We start from the raw sequence: 19,644 nt of genomic DNA, 5'->3' as shown, positions 1-19,644 counted from the left end.
CGGAAGGGCTCTGACGGGAGAACGCTAGCTCACTCCTCGGACTTGCCCGACTTCAGGCCCGACGAGATCAGGTCCATCACCGACGAGTCGGCCAGCGTGGTGACGTCGCCGACCTGCCGGTTCTCCGCGACGTCGCGCAGCAGCCGGCGCATGATCTTGCCCGAGCGCGTCTTCGGCAGCTCCGGCACGACCATGATCTGCCGCGGCTTCGCGATCGGCCCGATCTCCTTGGCGACGTGGTTGCGCAGCGCCTGGATGGCCTCCTCGCCGCCGTCGACCGCGTTGCCGCGCAGGATCACGAACGCCACGATGCCCTGGCCCGTCGTCGGGTCGGTCGCGCCGACGACCGCGGCCTCGGCCACCGTCGGGTGCGACACCAGTGCCGACTCGACCTCGGTCGTCGAGATGCGGTGGCCGGACACGTTCATCACGTCGTCGACGCGGCCCAGCAGCCAGACGTCGCCGTCGTTGTCGTACTTCGCGCCGTCGCCGGCGAAGTAGAAGCCCTGGTCCTTGAACCGCGACCAGTACGTTTCCTTGAAGCGCTCCTCGTCGCCCCAGACGCCGCGCAGCATCGACGGCCACGGCTTGTCGAGCACGAGGTACCCGCCACCGCCGGGCCCGACCTCGACGCCCTGGTCGTCGACGACCTTCGCGGAGATGCCCGGCAGCGCCTTCTGCGCGGAGCCCGGCTTGGTCGAGGTGACGCCCGGCAGCGGTGAGATCATGATCGCGCCGGTCTCGGTCTGCCACCACGTGTCGACGATCGGGGTCTTGCCCGCGCCGATGTTCTCGCGGTACCAGATCCACGCCTCGGGGTTGATCGGCTCGCCGACCGAGCCCAGCACCCGCAGCGACGAGAGGTCGTACTTCTCGGGGATTTCCGCGCCCCACTTCATGAAGGTGCGGATCAGCGTCGGCGCCGTGTAGTAGAGGGAGACCTTGTACTTCTGGACGATCTCCCAGTGCCGTCCCTCGTGCGGGGTGTTCGGCGTGCCTTCGTAGACGACCTGCGTGACGCGGTTGGCGAGCGGGCCGTAGACGATGTAGCTGTGGCCGGTGATCCAGCCGATGTCCGCGGTGCACCAGTAGACGTCCTCGCCGGCCTTGTGGTCGAAGACGTTGTGGTGCGTGTACGCCGTCTGCGTCAGGTAACCGCCCGAAGTGTGCAGGATGCCCTTCGGCTTCCCGGTCGTGCCGGACGTGTAGAGGATGAACAGCGGGTGCTCGCTGTCGAAGGCTTCGGGAGTGTGCTCTTCGGACTGTCCGTCGACGAGTTCGTGCCACCAGAGGTCACGGTCGTCGGTCCACGGGACGTCGCCCTCGAGCTGGTCGCCCGTGCGCTTGACGACGATGACCTTCTCGACGGTTTCGGCGCCTTCGAGCGCTTCGTCGACATTGGCCTTCATCGGCGCGGCCTTGCCGCGGCGGAACTGGCCGTCGGAGGTGATCACGATCTTCGCGGCGGCGTCGTCGACGCGGGCCCGCAGGGCCGTCGGCGAGAAACCGCCGAAGACGACGTTGTGCAGCGCGCCGATCCGGGCGCAGGCGAGCATCGCGAAGATGGCCTCGGGGACCATCTGCAGCTGGATGGCCACGACGTCGCCCGCGGTGACGCCCAGCGACGTGAGTGCGTTGGCGGCCTTGGAAACTTCGGTCTTCAGCTCGGCGTAGGTGATGTCCCGGGTGTCGCCCGGCTCGCCGACCCAGTGGATCGCGACCTGCTCCCCGTGCCCGGACTCGACGTGCCGGTCGACGCAGTTGTACGCGACGTTCAGCTTGCCGCCGACGAACCACTTCGCGAACGGCGCATTGGTCCAGTCCAGTACCGTGGTCCACTTCGTGTCCCACGTCAGCCGCTCCGCCTGCTTGGCCCAGAACGCTTCGCGATCGGCGTCCGCCTCGGCGTAGAGATCGGCCTTCGCATTGGCCTGGCCAGCGAATTCGTCGCTGGGCGGGAACGTGCGGCTCTCGGTGAGCAGGTTGTCCAGGGCGGGGGACTGCTCGGTCATGGTTGCAAGGCCTCCTGTAGTGCGCCGACATGACGGCTAGCGGCACGCTAGCGACGTTAGTCCGCCTTGTAAAAGGTTGCACCCACGTTGCCCGGTCGTTTCACCGAGGCAGGCGAGCCCCGGTGACTAAGCGTTCGTTCAGCCGCGCCTTCGCCGCGGGCCACTCCGGCGCCAGCATCGAATAGAGGACGGTGTCTCGCGACGAGCCGTCCGGCCGGATCCGGTGGGCCCGCTGGATGCCTTCGCGAAGCGCACCAAGCCGTTCGATGGCGCGTTGCGAGCGCAGGTTGCGGATGTCGGTCTCCCACGCGACCCGTTGCGCGCCAAGGGTTTCGAACGCGTGCGTGAGCAGGAGCAGCTTCGACTCGGTGTTCAGCCCGGTGCGCTGCCAGTCCGCACCGATCCAGGTGTGCCCGATCGAGAGGATCCGGTGCTGCTCGACGACCTGGTAGTACGACGTCGTCCCGGCGACCCGGCCGGAGGTGGCGTCGATCTGCGCGAACGCCCGGCGCGCGGGGTCGGCGAGCGCGTGGGCGACCATCCGCTCCGCGGCCGGAAGATCCCCCGGCTGCCGGATGCTCAGCCACGCCCAGATGCCCGGGTCGGCGCCGGCCTCGAGCAGGCCCTTGGCGTGCTCGGGCGCCAGCGGCTGCAGGCAGACGTGCTCGCCGGACAAGGTCGGTCGGGTGCTCCAGTCGCTCACCTGATCACGGTAAACGTGGCTTTGGCTCTGCCGGATAGCCAATTTCCGAGCATTTTCGAAGGCCACTTCGGCGTTGCCTATGCTCGGCTGACCACGACGAAGGGCGAGATCGATGGCCGAAGAGCGCGAAGAGCTGAGCTGGGAGCTGTTCGGCACCGCGAGCCGTGAACTGGCTCACACCATCGCCGACGACGGCTTCGCGCCGGACCTCATCCTGTCCATCGCCCGCGGCGGTCTCTTCGTCGCCGGCGCGCTCGGCTACGCGCTCGACGTGAAGAACCTGCACGTGATGAACGTGGAGTTCTACACCGGCGTCGACCAGCGCCTCGACCTGCCGGTGATGCTGCCGCCGGTGCCCAACGTCGTCGACCTGACGAGCAAGAAGGTGCTGATCGCCGACGACGTCGCCGACACCGGCGCCACGCTCAAGCTCGTCCGCGACTTCTGCCTCGAGCACGTCGCCGAGGTGCGCTCGGCCGTCGTCTACGAGAAGCCGCACTCGACGGTGAAGTGCGAGTACGTCTGGCGGCACACCGAGAAGTGGATCAACTTCCCGTGGTCGGTCCTGCCGCCCGTGGTGCAGCGCGCGGGGCAGGTGCTCGATGCCTGATCCGCTGAAGCCCCTCCTCGACCTCGAAGGCGTCGCGGCCGCGGCGAAGTCCGCGCAGGACGCGGTGTTCGCGGTCCACCGCCTCCCGGCCAACCTCCGCGGCGGCGCGGCGACGGCGGCGGAAGCGTCGGTCCGCGCGGCGCGCGCGTCCGCCGGGATCGAAGGCGCCAACCCGGAACTGCCTGCCGACGGCGCGGTCGCCGACCCGGTCCTCGCCGGCGCGCTGCGTGTCGCGGAGACCCTCGAAACGCTGCTCCCGACGTGGCGCCGGGCGCCGCTGCAGGCGTTGGCGCGCCTGCACGTCTTGGCGGCGGCGGACCTCGTCGACGACCTGGATGCGTTGGGGCGCCCGCGGTCCGGCGGCGGGCGCCTGGAACTGCTCGCCCAGCTCGTGACGGGCGCGACGTCCGTGCCGGGGCCGGTCCTGACGGCCGTCGTGCACGGGGAACTGTTGGCGCTCAAGCCTTTCGGCAGCGCGGACGGCGTCGTCGCGCGCGCGGCGGCACGGCTGACGATGGTCGCGACGGGCCTGGACCCGAAGGCGCTGAGCGTTCCCGAAGTCGCGTTCTTCCGCCGGGTGCCGCGTTATCTCGAAGCGGCCGAAGGATTCGCGAGTGGCGAGCCCGAAGGGGTCCGCGCGTGGCTGCTTTTCTGTTGTGAGGCTTTCGAAGCAGGTGCGCGGGAAGCGAAGAGCATTTCGGACGCCGCTTCCTAACCGGACAGTTTCGCGGACCACTTCTCTTCGATCCGCCCGAACCGCCACACGGCCAGCGCGATGACCCAGGTCAGCACGAACAGCCCGACGATCCCGAAGCCGACGTAGTCCAGGTCCACCGACGCGATCGCGGCCAGCGGCCCGGACGTGATGGCCAGCTTCTCGGCGAGGATCGACACCAGCTCGATGGTGCCGATGACGAACGCGACGGCGACCGACAACGTCGTCACCGTGATGTTGTAGAAGATCTTGCGCACCGGTTTCGCGAACGCCCAGCCGTAGGCGAAGTTCATGAAGCACCCGTCCACGGTGTCGAACAGGCTCATCCCGGCCGCGAACAGGATCGGCAGCACGAGGATCGCGTACCAGGGGAGGGCGAACGTCGCGGCGCCCGCGGCCAGCACCAGCAGACCGATCTCCGTCGCGGTGTCGAAACCCAATCCGAACAGCAGGCCGACCGGGTAGATGTGCCACGGCTTGCGCACGGCCTTCGTCGCGCCGCGCAGCAGCCGGTTCATGACGCCGCGGTTGTCCAGCTGGTGCTCCAGCGCGGCTTCGTCGAATTCGCCGTGGCGCATCTTCTTGAACACCCGCAGGATCCCGACGAGCACGACGAGGTTGAGGATCGCGATCACGTACAGGAAGACGCCGGACACCGACGTCCCGATGAGGCCGGTCGCGGTGTGCAACGCCGAGGAGTCGTCCTCGATCTGCCCGGCCAGCGCGCGCACGCCCAGCGACAGCAGCAGGCACAACGCGAACACGATCGTCGAGTGCCCGAGCGAGAACCAGAACCCCACCGAAAGCGGGCGCTGGCCGTCGGCCATCAGCTTGCGGGTCGTGTTGTCGATCGCCGCGATGTGGTCGGCGTCGAACGCGTGCCGCATGCCGAGCGTGAACGCCGTGACGCCCAGCCCGATCCCGAACACGCCCGTCGTGCCCAGCGCGTAGTGGTGGGGTGCGACGAAGACCGCCAGCACCACCCAGCCCACGACGTTGAGGAGCAGGACGGCCCCCGCCATCCCGCCGATGGACACCCACTCGCGGCGCGACAGCCCGCGCCGCGAGTCCTCCGTGCCCGCCATCGCCCACCCGCCTTCCCTCATCTGAGAGGTTAGACAGGTGAGCAGATGAAGAGCAATCAGCTGGCGCGCACGCGCACCAGATCAAGCGCCTTGCGAACGTGTCCGCCCGACGTGTGCAGTGCCTTCGCGGCGCTCTTGACGTCCTCGCCGGACAGCAAGTGCACCAGCGCCACCTTGAGGTCGCCCCCGGCCTCGGTGAGCGCGTCCGAGCAGTCCGCCATCGTCATCCCGGTGGCTTCCTGCAGGATCCGGATGGTTCGGCCGCGCAGCTTCGCATTCGTCGCCCGCATGCTGACCATCAGGTTGGAGTAGGTCCGGCCCAGCTTGATCATCGTCGCCGTGGAGAACGACGTGAGGATCATCTTCTGCGCCGTGCCCGCCTTCATCCGGGTCGAGCCGGCGATCGCCTCCGGGCCGGTGTCGACGGCGATGAGCACGTCGACGCCGGTGGGCTTGGCGGCCTTCGGGTTTCCGGAGACCAGCCCGGTGCGGGCACCCTGGCGCGACGCCGCGGCCAGCGCGCCCAGCACGTACGGCGTCCTGCCCGACGCCGTGAGCCCCAGCACGAAGTCGCCCGGCTGGACCATGGCGGCCATCTCGGCCGCGCCGGCCCCGTCGTCGTCCTCGGCGTTTTCGACGGCGCTGCGCAGGGCCTTCTCGCCGCCGGCGTGATGCGCGATGAACCAGTCCGCCGGCACGTTGAACGTCGGCACGAGCTCGGCGGCGTCCAGCGTGGCCAGGCGCCCCGACGTGCCCGCGCCGACGTAGTGCACCCGCCCGCCGGACCGCAGGGCGTCCACCGCGTAGTCCACCGCGCGCGCCACCTGGGGCAGCACCGCGGCGACCGCGCCGGGGACCGTGCGGTCCTCGGCGTTGATCGCGCCCAGGATCCCCGCGGTGGACATCAGGTCGATGTCCGTGGTGCGGGGATTGCGGGTTTCGGTCGGCGAATCGACGTGCACCGCCTGGGTGGGGACGGTCATCATGCGCCTCACATTTTCTCCGGTCATTACTTGCCGGTTTCCCGCGGACGGCGACGACCGTCCGGCCTGACCCCCAAGCGGTGCGAGCCGACCGCGTCCCTGGTCGCGTCCAGGGCGCTGACCGACGCGTCCATGTGCCGCTGCGCGACGCCGATGAACAGGCAGTCGATGACGGTGAGCTGGGCGATGCGGCTCGCCGTGGCCCCCGAACGGAACGTGGTTTCCCGCGCCGCGGTCGTCAAAACGTAGTCGGCGACCTCGGTGATCGGGGACCGCGGGAAGTTCGTCACGGCGATGGTGATCGCGCCGTGCTCCCGGGCCACCCGCAGCGCCTCGACGGTGTCGGTGGTCGCGCCGGTGTGCGAGACGCCGATCGCGACGTCACCGGGGCTCAGCACCGCGGCCGAGGTCAGCATGATGTGCGTGTCCGACCACGAGAAGCAGACGCGGCCGATGCGGTGCAGCTTCTGCTGCAGGTCCGCGGCGACGAAGGCGCTCGCGCCCACGCCGTAGACGTCCACGCGGCCGGCGTTCGCGACGAGCTCGATCACGCGCTCCAGCGTGGCGACGTCGAGCTGGTCGGCCGTCTCCTCGACGGCGCGCGCGTCGGCGAAGCTGACCTTGCCGATGACGGCGGCCAGGTCGTCCTCCGGACCGATCTCGCCGCCGAGGTTGCGGGTGGTCCGCGCCTCGGTGCGGGCGGTGTCCGCGGCCAGCGCGATGCGCAGCTGCGGGTACCCGCCGACGCCCACGGCCTTGCAGAACCGCGTCACGGTCGTCTCGCTCGTGTTGGCGGCCAGCGCCACCTCGGTGATGCTGCGTCTGGCCACCGCGGCCGGATCCTCCAGCACCACCTTCGCCACGCGCTGCTCGGCGCGGGCCAGGCCGGGGAGCAGGGACCGGATCCGGACCAGCGGGCTCGCGTCCGCGTCCCGCACGGCCGGCTGGACCGATACGGGCTCGGACGGTGCCGTGCCGACTACGGATTCGGTATCACTCACCGTCGGAAAGTTACTAACCGTTGGCATCTGCGACAAGGCTACCCACACCCTTCGGTCGGATCGCAACCCGTCCGTGTCTGCGGATCTGGATTTGCGATTAATCACTGACCAGAAAGTCGCCAACCAGGTCGGTCTTGTTAACGAGCTCAAGCTAACGACTTGGCAACTTAGTGTCGCGGTGCAAACGGCAAGCAGACGGTAAATTCGGCCTTGAGTTCGACGGTCGGCGACCGCCTCGTCACCTTGCGCTCAAGTGCCAACCCTCCGCGACGAACGCGGCCGGGTTTCGTTCACCGTCGAGGAGTGATCGGCCGCTCTCGGTGACTTTCACACCGTCGACCGAAACACCGCGGCCCGTGTAACTCGGATCGGTGCTGTAACGCCAGCGCAGGCTCACCGAAGCGCCCTGCGGCAGCGTGCCCGCCGCCCGCCACCAGGCACGGTGTCCGTGCCCGGAGAGCGACGTCACATCTCCGGAGGGTGCGCCCGGGCCGGATACCGATAGCGCGATCGGTTGCCAGTTCACCCCGTCGGTCGACGCCTGCAGCTGAAGTGGATCAGTGCTTCCCTCGGTGTCCACGAAGGCGTAAAAGGTCACGCGCGCTTGATCACTTTGCGTAGTAAACGGGCTGGTACTGAGCGTGGCGACGCTCGCGTTACCCAGCGTGCTCGTCCAGGCGTCCTTCCCCGCCTTCGGCTCGACAGCCATCGCCCTGGCCAGCGACGTGGCCCACACCTGGCGCGCGGTGTTGATCGAGCCCCAGTTCCGCGTCGGGTGCACGCGGTTGGTCAGCAGGATCGCGAAGGAGCGCGATTCGGGGTCGATGACCAGCGTCGTTCCGGTGAAGCCGGTGTGCCCGGCGGTGACCGGGGACGCCAGCGCGCCCATGTACCAGGGCTGGTCGAGCTCGAAGCCGAGGCCGTGGGAGTCGTCCGGGAACTGCTGGTTGTAGTTCGTCAGCATCTGCCGCACGGTGTCGCCGCCGAGGATCCGGTGCCCGCGGTAGCTGCCGCCGTTGAGGATCGTCTGGGCGAGGACGGCCATGTCGTTCGCGGTGCTGAAGACGCCCGCGTGCCCGGCGACGCCGCCGAGGGACCACGCGTTCTCGTCGTGCACGCTGCCGCGGACCATCCCGCGCGGCGGGTTGGCCTCGTACTCCGTCGCGGCGACCCGGTTCAGCTTCGACGCGGGCGGGTTGTACCCGGTGTCGACCATGCCCAGCGGCGCGGTGATCCGGTCGTGGACGACCTTGTCGAGGCTCTGCCCGGTCAGCTTCTCGACGATGAAGCCGAGGGTGAGCAGGTTGATGTCGGAGTAGAGGTAGGTCGTGCCCGGCTTGTTCTTCAGCGGGCTGTCGAGCACGGCCTGCCGGCGCGAGAGGATGTCCGGGTAGCCGGCCCACAGCGACGGGATCGGGTCGGCGTCGAACCCGGAGACGTGCGTGAGCAGCATCTTCACCGTGATGGCTGCCTTGTCGCCGGTGGCGAACTCCGGGAAGAACTTCGACACGGGCGTGTCGATGGTGAGCTGCCCGCGTTCGACCAGCTGCAGCACGGCGATCGAGGTGAACAGCTTCGAGATCGACGCCATGTCGAAGATGGTGTCGTTCTTCATGGGGACCTGCTGGTCCGCGGGGAGTTCGGTGCCCGCGGCGTCGGCGTACCGCAGCGCGCCGCCGACGGCGTAGCGGTCGACGACCACGCCGTCGTGGGCGAGCAGGCCGACCGCGCCGGAGAAGTGCGGGTGCCCGGTGGTGTCCGGTTTCGTCCAGCTCGCCAGGAACTCTTCGGCGGCCTTGAGCGGCGCCGGGTCGAGGTTGACCTCCTGCGGCCGTCCGTCGCGCAGGGTCGTCCACGGCGCGGCGAAGCCGTGCTGCGGCCGGTCGAAGCGACCGGCGTCGTCGTGGCGTCCGATGGCGCTGGCTCCCGAGGTCAACGTGGTCAGTGCGACCAGCACTCCGGTGGCCGCGGCGATGACCTTCCTAGCACGCACGAGTTCCCCCTCAGCGGTAGAGCAGGTAGTGACGACGTCTGCGGTCGAACTCGGCGAGCTCGGCCCGCCAGGCCCCGGTGACCTCGTCGACGCCCGCGCCGGCGTCGACCATGGTCCGCAGCCGGTCGGACCCGGAGAGCTTGTCGATGTAGTTGTCCGGGCGCCACGCGAAGACGTCCGGGTGCAGCGCCTTCGCCGTCACGAGCATGGCGACCGCGGTGCGGATGGCGTCGAAGGACCGTGGGTCGTCGACGCCGACCTGCACGCCTCCGCAGGTCTGGTTGACGAACTTGCTGAACGTCGGCACGAAGTAGATCTCGCGGAACTTCGCCCCGGGCAGCCGCAGGTCCTCGAGCTTCTCGCGCCAACGCCAGTCCAGCCCGGGCGCGCCGATGATCTCGAACGGCCTGGTGGTGCCGCGGCCTTCGGAGAAGACCGTGCCCTCGAACATGCCGGTGCCGGGGTAGACGAGCGCGGTGTCCGGCGTCGGCATGTTCGGGCTCGGCAGTACCCAGTTCAGGCCGGTCTGCGCGAAGAGCGTGTCGCGCTGCCAGCCGCGGACTCCTACGACGTCGAGGTGCTCCAGCTGCACACCCTCGCCGGGCAGGAACTCCGCGGCGAAGAAGCGGGCGAGCTCGCCGACGGTCATGCCGTGCTGCTGGACGATCGGTTTCCGGCCGATGCCCGAAGCGAACTTCGGGTCGAGCAGCGGGCCGGCCGCCCGGCCGCCGATGGGGTTCGGCCGGTCGAGCACGACAAAAGCCGCTTTGACCTGCGCGGCGGCGACCATCGCGGTGTAGAGCGACCAGATGTAGGTGTAGAAGCGCGCGCCGACGTCGGCGATGTCGAAGACGACCGTGTCGACGCCCGCTTTGGTGAACAGCGTCGCGAGCTTCGTCGCGTCGACGCCGTACGCGTCGTACACGGGCACGCCGGTGCGCGGGTCGGTGTAGTCGCCTTCGGAGCCACCGGCCTGCGCGCTGCCGCGGAAGCCGTGCTCGGGCCCGAAGGCCGCGACCGGCTTGACGCCGGCCGCGACCATCGAGTCGACGATGTGGTCGCCGTTCAGCAGGACGCCCGTCGGGTTCGACAGGACGCCCAGCTTGCGGCCCTTCAACGACCGCCAGCCCTGGGCGGCCAGCTGCTCCGCGCCGGTGAGGACCCGGCCGTGGCTCTGACTCGTGGCCGGGGCCTGGGGCTGGGCTCCGGCCACCGCGGAGCCGCCCGCGAGAGCCGGGACCGCCAGCGCGCCCGCGCCGAGGAAGTGGCGCCGGTTCAGGTTCACCAGGTCAGCCCGTGGCCGAAGGGGTACTTGACGGTGTGCACGTCGGCGCCCGCCGGGATGTCGACCGGCAGCTTCCCGACCGGCTTCGTCTCGCCGAGGATCACCTTGGCCAGTGCCTCGAGCGTCGGCCCGATGTAGCCGTAGGTCGCCAGCCAGGTCTGCACGGCGCTCGGGTAGCCCGCGTCGTACGGGATCTGCGCGGCGACCGCGACGACCGGCTTGCCGGTGGCCTGCAGCGCGTTCAGCAGCTTGGTCTGCAAGGGGAAGCCGCCGATGTTGTTCGTCAGCACCACGACCAGGTCGACGTTCTTGGCGTTCGCGACCGACTGCGCGATCTGGGCGTCCGTCGGGGCCTGACCGGTCTGGTACGCCGTCGCGGCCGTGCCGTGGGCGGTCAGCTTCTGCGCGAGCGTCGCCGTCGTGGTGGCGCCCCAGCCGGTGACGAGCGCCGTGGCGGGCTTCTGCTTCAGCGGCAGGAGGCCGGCGTCGTTCGCGACGGCCGTGATACCGCGGTCGGCGATGTCCTGCGCGGTGGCCAGGTTCGCCGGCGTGCCGACGGTCTTCATCACCCGGTTCGGGTCGACGAACGGCGCGAAGAGCATGCCGCTCTTTAACTTGAGCTTCAGCACGCGCAGCACGCTCTGGTCGATCCGCTGCACCGGGATCTCGCCGGACTTCACGGCGGCGAGCACCGCGTTGATGGCGACGTCGAGGTGCACCGGCATGAGCAGCTGGTCGACGCCGGCCTTGAGGGCGAGGACGGGGATCTCGGCGTCGCTGTGCAGCTCGCGCACGCCCTGCATCTCGAGGGAGTCGGTGATGACGACGCCGTTGTAGCCCAGTTCGCCCCGCAGCTTCCCGGTGACGATCGGCTTCGACAGCGTCGCGGGTTCGAGCGACGGGTCGAGGCTGGGGAACTGGATGTGCGCGGTCATGATCGAATCGACGCCTGCCTTGATGGCGGCCTTGAACGGCGGCACGTCGGTCGCCCGCCACTGGTCCTCGGTGCTGTCGATCCGCGGCAGCCCGGTGTGGCTGTCGGTCGGCGCGGCGCCGTGGCCGGGGAAGTGCTTCGCGGTCGCGGCCACGGACTTCTGGAAGCCCCCGACCTCGGCCGTCACGAAGTCGCCGGCCAGGCCGGGCTGCCCGGCGAAGGACCGGACGCCGATGACCGGGTTCACGGGGTTGGAGTTGACGTCGGAGTCGGGCGCGAAGTCCTGGTTGATGCCGACGGCCCGCAGCTCCTGGCCGAGGATGGTCGCGGCCTTGGTCGCGCGGCTCGTGTCCCGCCCGGCGGAGATGGCCATGGCGTTCGGGAACTCGGTGGCCGGCGCGCCCATCCGGGTGACGGTGCCACCCTCCTGGTCGGCGGCGACCTGCAGCGGGATGTGCGCCCCGCTGGTGATGGCGGCCTTCTGGAGGCCGTTGGACAGCTTCGCGACCTGGACGGGGTCGTCGAAGTTGTCGCGGGTGTCGTTGTTGAAGTAGATGACCCCGCCGAGGTGGTACTTCCGGACGACCTGAGCCGGGGTGTCGACCCCGAAGTCGGTCTGGTTCTTGGGGTTCACCTCGTCGGCCGACTTGCCGTTCACCCACGTCACGAACAGCTGCCCGACTTTTTGCTCCAGCGTCAGCCCCCGCAGCACCTGCGACGCCGCGGCTTCCGCCTGCGCGTCGGCGCTCACCCGCGGTGCGCTCGCCGCGGTCGCGACACCCACACCGGTGAGGGCGAGCACCCCCGCGACGGGCAGGGCGAGCGCATGGAACCTCCGATTTCGGGTCGTCACGACCAGCCTCCCAGAAAGTTGCGGGCGCCCGGCGGACGTCAGAAGTCCACTCGGAGGCGCCAGTATCGGGAAGCTACTCACCGAATCCGTCGATGTCCATCGACCGACCGCACGAACGGTCCAGTCGTACCCGGATCGGTAGGAAAGTCGCCGTTCGCAACATGTGCGGCGGCCGAACGGATGGCGGACCACCTCGGCGACTGGGCTGTACCCGGCTTTCCCGCCGCCGGGCTTTCCGCATAGACGAGGCGGCGCCCGTGACCCCGAAGGGTCAACGGGCGCCGCCTGCAAGCGCGAACTTCTCGGGCGACCAAGCGTGCAACTCTGGTCGTACCTACATGGACTCGGCGTGTGGCGTCCCACTACGCAGTCCCTAGACGACGAGCCTCCCGCGGCGCGCTGCGCGTGGGTACCCGGAGTCCGCGCACGGAGGTTTGCCGGGGTGGAACAGGCTTCTCTTCTACCTGCTCCCTGGCCGACCGAACGTCCGCACCTACTTTCTACGCCGTGAGCCCGGTCACTTCAAGTGCGCGGATGGGTGCACCGGTACAGAGGCTGGATCGGGTGACACCGGCACCCTCCGCGACGGACAATTCGGGGCTGGGCCAAGCAAAGTGGCGGCCCTGCGGCCGTGTGGGTGGCGGTTGATCGGCTATCGGGACCGACGGCGACGGTTGAGGCCGTACCAGGTCGCCCCGGCGGCCACCGCGCCGCCGAGCGCGACCATCCCCGCCGATCGGGTCGGGATCCGGCTGCGCAGCGACATCGGCCGGTCGAACGCCAGGATCGGCCACCCGCGCTCGAGGGCCTCGCGCCGCAGCAGCTTGTCAGGGTTGACCGCGTGCGGGTGCCCGACGACCTCGAGCAGCGGGATGTCGGTGCTCGAATCGGTGTAGGCGAAGCACTCGGCGAGGTCGTAGCCGTGGGTCGCGGCGAGCTGCTTCGCGGCGACGGCCTTGTTGGCGCCGTAGCAGTAGAAGTCGACTTCGCCGGAGTAGCGGCCGTCGACGATCTGCATCCGCGTGGCGACGCTGCGGGTCGCGCCGAGCATTTCCGCGACCGGCGCGACGACCTCCTCACCGGTCGCCGACAGCACGATGACGTCGTGCCCGTCCTCGCGGTGGCGCGCGATCAGCTCCGCCGCCTCCGCGTACACGAGCGGGTCGACGACGTCGTGCAGCGTTTCGCGGACGATCGCCGAAACCTGGGCGACGTCCCAGCCCGCGCACAGCGCGGAAACCTCGGCCCGCAGCCGCTCGGTCTTGTTTTCGTCGGCGCCGGCGAGCGAAAACACCAGCTGCGCGTAGGCACTCCGCAACGCGGCGCGACGGTTGATCAATCCTTCTTTCAGCAAGGGCTTGCTGAACGCCAGCGCGCTCGACGAGGCGATGATCGTCTTGTCCAGGTCGAAGAACGCGGCCACCGCGTGCTCCGGGCCCGGTTTCCGGATGCGCGACGGCGCGCTGCTCGGTTCGGCCACGTGCCCAGGATAGGAGCTTGATCGCGGCGCGTCCCGTTGATCCACCACCCGCGCGGCGCGGCGGGCGGAAAATCCATGACAGGAAGGCACTTCCGGCGCGCCGTGCCGTTATCGAACTGTGTGCCTCGCCCGGCGCGCGAACCGGCCACCGGCGGAGTTACAGTGATGGAGCCCGGTGTCCAACCGGGCCGGTTCAGTCCGACCCCCCGGGGCTGAACCCACGGCGGCCCTCGTCCCTCCCCCCTGGCGAGGGCCGCCCTCTTAACTTTCCTCTTACCTTTCGGTGTGCGCCTTCCGCGCGCGCCGATTTGCCTTCCTCTAACCTTTCTCGATTCCGTTTCCCCAGGGCGTTTCGCGCATTCTTCGATATGGTCGAAACCTTCGAATGCGGATATTCGTCCGGCTCTCCGCCGCAAGTGCGCCGCGGGCGGGCGCGATCCTGCCACACCCCACCGACAGAACCGGCTCCCGAGCCGTGCGCCGGGCGCCGGTTGTCCACAACACCCCGGTTGTCCACAGCCGCCCGTCCGCCCCGTTGCGCCCCCGAGCCGCCGCCCGCGACGGTGGAACCCGGGCCACCCACGGCCCGCACCGACGACGGGGGAGGAACGCATGACGGGGGAACGACCGCTCGTGGTCGCCGCGGACGAAACCGTGCTCGACGAGATCCTGCGCGTGGCCGCGGTCGCGGGCTGCGAGCTCGACCGGGCACCGGACCTGACCGCGGCCCGCGGCCACTGGGCCAGAGCGCCACTGGTGGTCCTGGACGAAGAAGCCGCGCGGCTGCCACCGGTGCTGCCGAGGCGGAGCGGGGTCCTCCTCATCTGCAAGGGCAGTCCGGGGCCGCGGACGTGGGAGAGCGCGTTCCGCGGCGGCGTCGAGCGCGTGATCACGTTGCCGGACGAGGAGTCCGCGCTCGCGGGCGCTTTCGCCGACGTCGTCGAGACCCCGGCGGAGGAGGCCGGCCTGGTGCTCGGCGTGGTCGGCGGCCGGGGCGGCGCGGGCGCGTCCGTCTTCGCCGCGGCGCTGGCGCTGGCGGCCGACCGCGATCCCGGCGGTGCCCTGCTGGTCGACTGCGATCCGCTCGGCGGCGGTCTGGACCTGTTGCTGGGACTGGAAAAGACGCCGGGGCCACGGTGGTCGGAGGTCCGGCTGAGCGGCCGCGTTTCGGTACCCGCGCTCGCGGCGTCGCTTCCGCAGCGAAGACATCGCGGTGGCAGCCTGCCGGTGCTGGCGTGCGGCCGGGAGGGCGAAGGCCCCGCGGTCGAATCCCTCTCGGCGGTCCTCGCGGCCGGCCGCCGATCGGGCCGCACGGTGGTCTGCGACCTCCCGCGCGCACTGGGTGACGCGGCGGCGGAAGCGGTCGCGGTGGCCGACCTCGTCGTCCTGATGGTGCCTGCGGAGTTCCGCGCCTGCATGGCGGCGAAACAGGTACTGCGGCCACTGTCGGCATTGACGGCCCGCCTCGGCGTGGTCGCGTGTGGACGGTCCCGGGCCGGCGTCGCACCGGCCCAGACGGCCGGCCTCCTCGGCCCGCCGTTGCTGGCGTCGATGGAGCCCGAGCGCGGCCTGGCAACGGCGATCGAGCGCGGCGAGTTCCCGGCCAAGCCGGCGGGCCCGCTGGCGGCAGCGGCGGCGGAGATCCTGGCGGTGGCGCGCCGCGAAGCCCGGGCGGCGGCCCGATGAGCGCCCGCCTCAGCCCGCCGGCCTCGGTTTCCCTGCCGGCCCCGTCGGTCCTGCCGGTGCCGTCGGCCTCGTCGACCCCGTCGGTCCTGCCGGTCCCGTTGGCCCTGCAGGTCCCGTCGGCCTCGTCGGCCTCGTCGGTTCCGCCGTTTCCGTCGGCCCTGCCGGTGCTGCCGGTTCCGTCGGCCCCGTTGGCCCTGCAGGTCCCGTCGGCCTCGTCGGTTCCGCCAGTCCCGTCGGCGCTGCCGGTGCCTTCGGCCCTGCCGGTCCCGCCGGCCCCCTCGGCCCCGCCGGTCAGGGTGGCCGACCTCCTGCTGCCCACGGTCCTGGCCATCGCCGGCCGCGGCCCGGTGAGCGCGGCGAACTTCCTGACCGCACTGGCAGGCACCCGCGTGACGGCCCACCCCGGTGACACCCCGGCCCCGGCGGTGCGCCCGTGACCACCGACTTCGTCGACCGCGTCCGCAACCGCCTCGCCGGTGACCGCCGCCAAGCCGATCCGGTCGCGGTCGCGACGGCCGTCCGGGCCGAGGCAGGCGGCGCACTCGGCCACGACGCGGTGCTCGACGCGGCCCGCCGGGCCCGCGACGAGTTCGTCGGCGCCGGCCCGCTGGCCCCGCTCCTGGAGAACCCGGCGACGACCGACGTGCTCGTCACCGGTCCGGCCGAGGTCTGGACGGACGGCGCGGAAGGGCTGACTCGCACCGGCATCCGGTTCCAGGACGAAGAAGCCGTCCGACGGCTGGCCCAGCGCCTCGCGCTCGCGGCCGGGCGCCGGCTCGACGACGCACAGCCCTATGTGGACGGCTGGCTCCCCGGGGCCGGCCCCCACGGCCGCATCCGCGTGCACGCCGTGCTGCCACCGGTCGCGGCGAACGGCACGTGCCTGTCGCTGCGCGTCCTGCGCCCGGCGACGCACGACCTCGCGAAGCTGCAGGAGCTCGGCGCGTTCGACGAGAACGGCGCGAAGGTGCTGCGGACGGTCGTCTCGCGGCGCATGGCGTTCCTCGTCACGGGCGGCACGGGCGCGGGCAAGACGACGCTCCTGGCCGCGCTGCTCGGCGCGGTCGACCCGGCCGAGCGGATCGTGTGCGTCGAGGACGCGGGCGAGCTGCACCCGGCGCACCCGCAGTTCGTCAGCCTCGTCGCCCGGCCGGCCAATGTGGAGGGTGCGGGCGCGGTGGGCCTGCCGGAACTCGTCCGCCAGGCGCTGCGCATGCGGCCCGACCGCCTGGTGGTCGGCGAAGTCCGCGGCGCCGAGGTGGGCGCCCTGCTCGCGGCGATGAACACGGGCCACGACGGCGGCGCGTGCACGGTCCACGCCAATTCCCCGGCCGAGGTACCGGCCCGCATGGAGGCACTGGCCGCACTCGGCGGCCTGAGCCGCGACGCGGTCCACAGCCAGCTGGTCGCGGCGATCCGCGTGGTCCTCCACATGCGACGCGACCCAGGCGGCCGCCGCCGCCTCGCGGAGGTGGGCGTGCTGCGGGCGGAACACGGCCGCGCACGAGTCGTACCGGTGTGGCGCGCGGGTCGCTGGACAGTCGACCGCCACCTCTTCGCCACGAAGGGAGCGATCGCGTGCTGACCGTGATCACCCCGTGGTTCCCGCTGTGCGTGGGAGCGGCCTTGGCGTGCTGGCCCGCGGCGCCGACCCGCCTCCAGGCCGCGGTCGAGCACCCGGCGACGTTCCGCCTCCCCGACCTGTGGCGTGTGCTCCGCTGGCTGCTGCCCGCAGCCGGGGCAGGCGTCCTGGCGGGCGTGGGAGGCGTGATCGCGGCGGGCGTGCTGACGCTGGCCTGGCACCAGGAGCGAAAAGCCCACCGCCGGACGTCGGCGGAAATCGAGCTGGCAGCCCACACGGCGACGGCATTGCGCACGATGGTCTCAGAGCTGCGTTCCGGAGCCCACCCCGTGACGGCGGCGGAAGCAGCGGCCGAGGTGGTCCCGGCGGTATCGGCCGATTTGCACGCGCTGGCGACATCGGCCCGCCTCGACGGAGAGCTGAAGGCACCGGCCCTCCCGGAGCTGGCGACGGCGTGGACATTGGCCAAACGCCACGGCCTCCCGATGGCCGAAGTCCTCCAAGCCACTCGCCGAGACGCGGAGTCGACGTTGACGGCAGCCCGCCGAACCCGGGCAAAACTGGCAGGCCCCCGAGCAAGCGCGGCGGTCCTCACCGGCCTCCCGGCCCTCTGCGTGCTGCTAGGCCAAGCAATGGGCGCCTCCCCGCTGGAGGTCCTGACGGAAAGCGCACCAGGCCAGCTGCTGCTGGTGGCGGGCAGCATCCTCCTCTGGGCGGGGACGGCCTGGTGCAGAGCGTTGACGGGCCGGGTGCACCCCGATGACCGCCACCGCCTTCCCGGCCACCGCACAAGGTGCCCTGAGCGACCGGAGGCGTAGGCGATGACCGCCACCGCCCTCGTGCTCTGCGCCACCGCTCTCCTAGTCTGGCCGACCGACTCGGCGGCCGCGAGACGGCTCGCCTGGCTGTCCGGCGCCCCGGCCCCCGAGGCTCGCAAGTGGCCCCGGGCGATCCCTCACATCGCGACCACCCTCGGCGGCCTCTCGACGGCGGTCCTCATCGGCGGAGTGCCCGGCGTGGTCGTCGGCGCCGTCGTGACCGCCGCCGGGTGGTGGGCCGTCCGTCGCACTCGGCGGCCGCGCGCACCCACGCTCGGCTTGGCGGCCAAACTCCGCCTCGCCCGGACGCTCGATCTCCTCGCGGCCTGCCTCCGCGCCGGGCTGCCGGTGCCCTCGGCCCTCGACGCGGTAGCCGATACCGCGCCGGCCGGGGCGGCCGCGGCCATCCGTTCGACCGCCGGCCTGCTCGCCCTCGGCTCCACCGCGGAGGAGGCCTGGGCACCGGTGCAACCCGTCGCGGGGTTCGGCGAACTGGCGGCCGCGGCGATCCGGACGTCCCGTTCCGGCGCCGCGTTCGCCACGGCGGCCGCCGACCTCGCCGGACGGTTCCGCGACGAACTCGCCACCGAAGCGGAGGAACGCGCGGAGCGAGCAGGAGTGGCTCTGGCGCTGCCGGTCGGTCTGTGTTTCCTTCCGGCCTTCTTCTGCCTGGGCGTGCTGCCGGTCGTGCTCGGCCTGGCCGGACGTCTCGGCCCCCTCTTCTGACCACCGACAAGTACCGAAGGGAAAACCCATGCGCGCGCCCCGCTCCGACGACGGCTCCACCACGGTCGAGTACGCGATCGTCACGGTCGCCGTCGCGGCTTTCGCGGCTGTCCTCTACACCCTCCTCACCGGCGACTCGGTCGTCTCGTGGCTGACGAACCTGGTCATGAAGGCCCTGACGGTGCCGTCGTGAGCCGAAGAGACGAAGGAGCGGTGACGGTCGAAGCCGCCCTCGGCCTGGCCGGCCTGACGGTGGTGACGGTCCTCCTGGTGGCGGGCCTGACGCTCCTGACGAGCCAGCTCCGCTGCACGGACGCGGCCCGCGAAGCGGCGCGGCTCCTGGCCAGAGGCCAGCCCCAGGAGGCGGCATCGGCGGTCCACCGGATCGCCCCACCGGGCGCGAACCTCACCATCCACCACGACGGCGACGCGATAACGGTCGAGGTGAGCGCCCACCCGGCGGGCGGCCTGCTGCCCTCGATCAACCTGGACGCGACGGCCTACGCGGTGGCCGAACCGGGAACGGAGGCCACCAGTGCACCAGGCTGACCAGCACCGGGACAGCGGCGTGGCCACTATCTGGACGGCAATGGCGATAGCGGCACTGACGGGAGTAGCGGCCCTCGGCTGCTGGCTCGCCACGGCGGTCATAGCCCGCCACCGCGCAGAGACGGCCGCCGACCTGGGCGCGCTGGCGGCTGCCTCACACGCCGTGGAAGGCCCAGCCCAGGCCTGCGAGCGCGCCAGGTGGGTGGCGGACCGGATGGGGGTCACCCTCGTGAGCTGCAGATGGCAGCGGCTGGACGCGTTCGTGGAGGTAAAGGCGAGAGGCCTGGCGTTCGGCGGACTGCCCGGCCCATCCGCCAGGGCTCGCGCCGGACCGGCCGACCCGCCGCCGTGACCGACCCGCCGCCGTGACCGGACCCGCCGCTGTGATCGGCCTGCCGCCGTGGCCGGACCCGCTGCTGTGGTCGGCCCGCCGCCGTGGCCGGACCTGCCGCTGTGGTCGGCCCGCCGCCGTGACCGGACCCACTGCTGTGATCGGCCTGCCGCCGTGGCCGGACCTGCCGCTGTGGTCGGCCCGACAGCCAGGACCTCTCGCCGGACTTGCCTCCGACCGCCGTGACCAGAGCGCCCGGAGGGGTGGCGCCGGACCCACCGGCCAGGCAATCCTGACC

The 19,644-nt window shown here is 71.1% G+C and carries 19 protein-coding genes; 10 read left to right on the top strand and 9 right to left on the bottom strand.

Annotation, left to right across the window (positions count from 1 at the left end):
• Positions 1-29: 29 nt before the first annotated feature.
• Positions 30-2,012 (bottom strand): acetate--CoA ligase, encoded by a 1,983-nt coding sequence (gene acs, locus ACWEVP_RS26115; RefSeq protein WP_452065171.1) that lies wholly within the window; start codon positions 2,010-2,012, stop codon positions 30-32.
• 100 nt (positions 2,013-2,112) lie between these two features.
• Entirely contained in the window at positions 2,113-2,715 is a 603-nt protein-coding gene (locus ACWEVP_RS26110; RefSeq protein ID WP_452065170.1) for a GNAT family N-acetyltransferase, read from the bottom strand.
• Between the two features lie 112 nt (positions 2,716-2,827).
• On the opposite strand from ACWEVP_RS26110, the gene ACWEVP_RS26105 reads away from it, so the two are divergent.
• Complete coding sequence (locus ACWEVP_RS26105) at positions 2,828-3,325, top strand: phosphoribosyltransferase (RefSeq protein ID WP_452065169.1); 498 nt, start codon at positions 2,828-2,830, stop codon at positions 3,323-3,325.
• Positions 3,318-4,040, top strand: a complete 723-nt coding sequence (locus ACWEVP_RS26100; RefSeq protein ID WP_452065168.1) for an oxidoreductase — start codon at positions 3,318-3,320, stop codon at positions 4,038-4,040. Before ACWEVP_RS26105 ends, ACWEVP_RS26100 begins: the two co-directional genes overlap by 8 nt.
• Here the strand turns inward: ACWEVP_RS26100 and ACWEVP_RS26095 are convergent.
• From ACWEVP_RS26095 to ACWEVP_RS26065, 7 genes are all read right to left on the bottom strand, one after another.
• Positions 4,037-5,125 carry a HoxN/HupN/NixA family nickel/cobalt transporter gene (locus ACWEVP_RS26095; protein ID WP_452065278.1) on the bottom strand — a complete coding sequence of 363 codons (1,089 nt, stop codon included), beginning with the start codon at positions 5,123-5,125 and terminating at the stop codon, positions 4,037-4,039. The two genes, ACWEVP_RS26100 and ACWEVP_RS26095, sit on opposite strands and share 4 nt — an antisense overlap.
• 56 nt (positions 5,126-5,181) lie before the next feature.
• The gene (locus ACWEVP_RS26090) at positions 5,182-6,111 is read right to left on the bottom strand and encodes an N-acetylmuramic acid 6-phosphate etherase (protein WP_452065167.1); all 930 of its coding nucleotides are present in this window, start codon (positions 6,109-6,111) and stop codon (positions 5,182-5,184) included.
• 23 nt (positions 6,112-6,134) lie between these two features.
• Positions 6,135-7,109, bottom strand: a complete 975-nt coding sequence (locus tag ACWEVP_RS26085) for a MurR/RpiR family transcriptional regulator (RefSeq protein WP_452065166.1) — start codon at positions 7,107-7,109, stop codon at positions 6,135-6,137.
• Positions 7,110-7,347: 238 nt separating this feature from the next.
• Complete coding sequence (locus ACWEVP_RS26080; RefSeq protein ID WP_452065277.1) at positions 7,348-9,066, bottom strand: serine hydrolase; 1,719 nt, start codon at positions 9,064-9,066, stop codon at positions 7,348-7,350.
• Positions 9,067-9,112: 46 nt separating this feature from the next.
• The gene (locus tag ACWEVP_RS26075; RefSeq protein WP_452065165.1) at positions 9,113-10,387 is read right to left on the bottom strand and encodes an exo-beta-N-acetylmuramidase NamZ family protein; all 1,275 of its coding nucleotides are present in this window, start codon (positions 10,385-10,387) and stop codon (positions 9,113-9,115) included.
• Positions 10,384-12,123: a glycoside hydrolase family 3 protein gene (locus ACWEVP_RS26070; RefSeq protein ID WP_452065276.1), complete on the bottom strand. Its 1,740-nt coding sequence runs from the start codon at positions 12,121-12,123 to the stop codon at positions 10,384-10,386. The genes ACWEVP_RS26075 and ACWEVP_RS26070 overlap by 4 nt, the downstream gene beginning before the upstream one ends.
• 703 nt (positions 12,124-12,826) lie before the next feature.
• Positions 12,827-13,654: an HAD family hydrolase gene (locus tag ACWEVP_RS26065; protein WP_452065164.1), complete on the bottom strand. Its 828-nt coding sequence runs from the start codon at positions 13,652-13,654 to the stop codon at positions 12,827-12,829.
• Positions 13,655-14,266: 612 nt separating this feature from the next.
• On the opposite strand from ACWEVP_RS26065, the gene ssd reads away from it, so the two are divergent.
• The 8 genes from ssd to ACWEVP_RS26025 are packed head-to-tail and all read left to right on the top strand — an operon-like array spanning position 14,267 to position 19,367.
• A complete protein-coding gene (gene ssd / locus ACWEVP_RS26060) occupies positions 14,267-15,340 on the top strand; it encodes a septum site-determining protein Ssd (RefSeq protein ID WP_452065163.1) in 1,074 nt (357 codons plus the stop codon).
• The gene (locus tag ACWEVP_RS26055) at positions 15,337-15,777 is read left to right on the top strand and encodes a hypothetical protein (protein ID WP_452065162.1); all 441 of its coding nucleotides are present in this window, start codon (positions 15,337-15,339) and stop codon (positions 15,775-15,777) included. The genes ssd and ACWEVP_RS26055 overlap by 4 nt, the downstream gene beginning before the upstream one ends.
• Positions 15,774-16,925 carry a TadA family conjugal transfer-associated ATPase gene (locus tag ACWEVP_RS26050; RefSeq protein WP_452065161.1) on the top strand — a complete coding sequence of 384 codons (1,152 nt, stop codon included), beginning with the start codon at positions 15,774-15,776 and terminating at the stop codon, positions 16,923-16,925. The genes ACWEVP_RS26055 and ACWEVP_RS26050 overlap by 4 nt, the downstream gene beginning before the upstream one ends.
• 2 nt (positions 16,926-16,927) lie before the next feature.
• The gene (locus tag ACWEVP_RS26045; RefSeq protein WP_452065275.1) at positions 16,928-17,740 is read left to right on the top strand and encodes a type II secretion system F family protein; all 813 of its coding nucleotides are present in this window, start codon (positions 16,928-16,930) and stop codon (positions 17,738-17,740) included.
• A gap of 3 nt (positions 17,741-17,743) precedes the next feature.
• Positions 17,744-18,466 (top strand): type II secretion system F family protein, encoded by a 723-nt coding sequence (locus tag ACWEVP_RS26040; RefSeq protein ID WP_452065160.1) that lies wholly within the window; start codon positions 17,744-17,746, stop codon positions 18,464-18,466.
• Between the two features lie 28 nt (positions 18,467-18,494).
• Positions 18,495-18,659, top strand: a complete 165-nt coding sequence (locus tag ACWEVP_RS26035) for a DUF4244 domain-containing protein (RefSeq protein ID WP_091389387.1) — start codon at positions 18,495-18,497, stop codon at positions 18,657-18,659.
• A 20-nt stretch (positions 18,660-18,679) separates the two neighbouring features.
• Positions 18,680-19,015, top strand: a complete 336-nt coding sequence (locus ACWEVP_RS26030) for a TadE family type IV pilus minor pilin (protein WP_452065274.1) — start codon at positions 18,680-18,682, stop codon at positions 19,013-19,015.
• Complete coding sequence (locus ACWEVP_RS26025) at positions 19,002-19,367, top strand: Rv3654c family TadE-like protein (protein WP_452065159.1); 366 nt, start codon at positions 19,002-19,004, stop codon at positions 19,365-19,367. Before ACWEVP_RS26030 ends, ACWEVP_RS26025 begins: the two co-directional genes overlap by 14 nt.
• Positions 19,368-19,644 lie beyond the last annotated feature (277 nt).

It is taken from the genome of Amycolatopsis sp. NPDC003865, from assembly GCF_053605345.1.
This window is presented reverse-complemented; position numbering and strand designations above follow the sequence as displayed.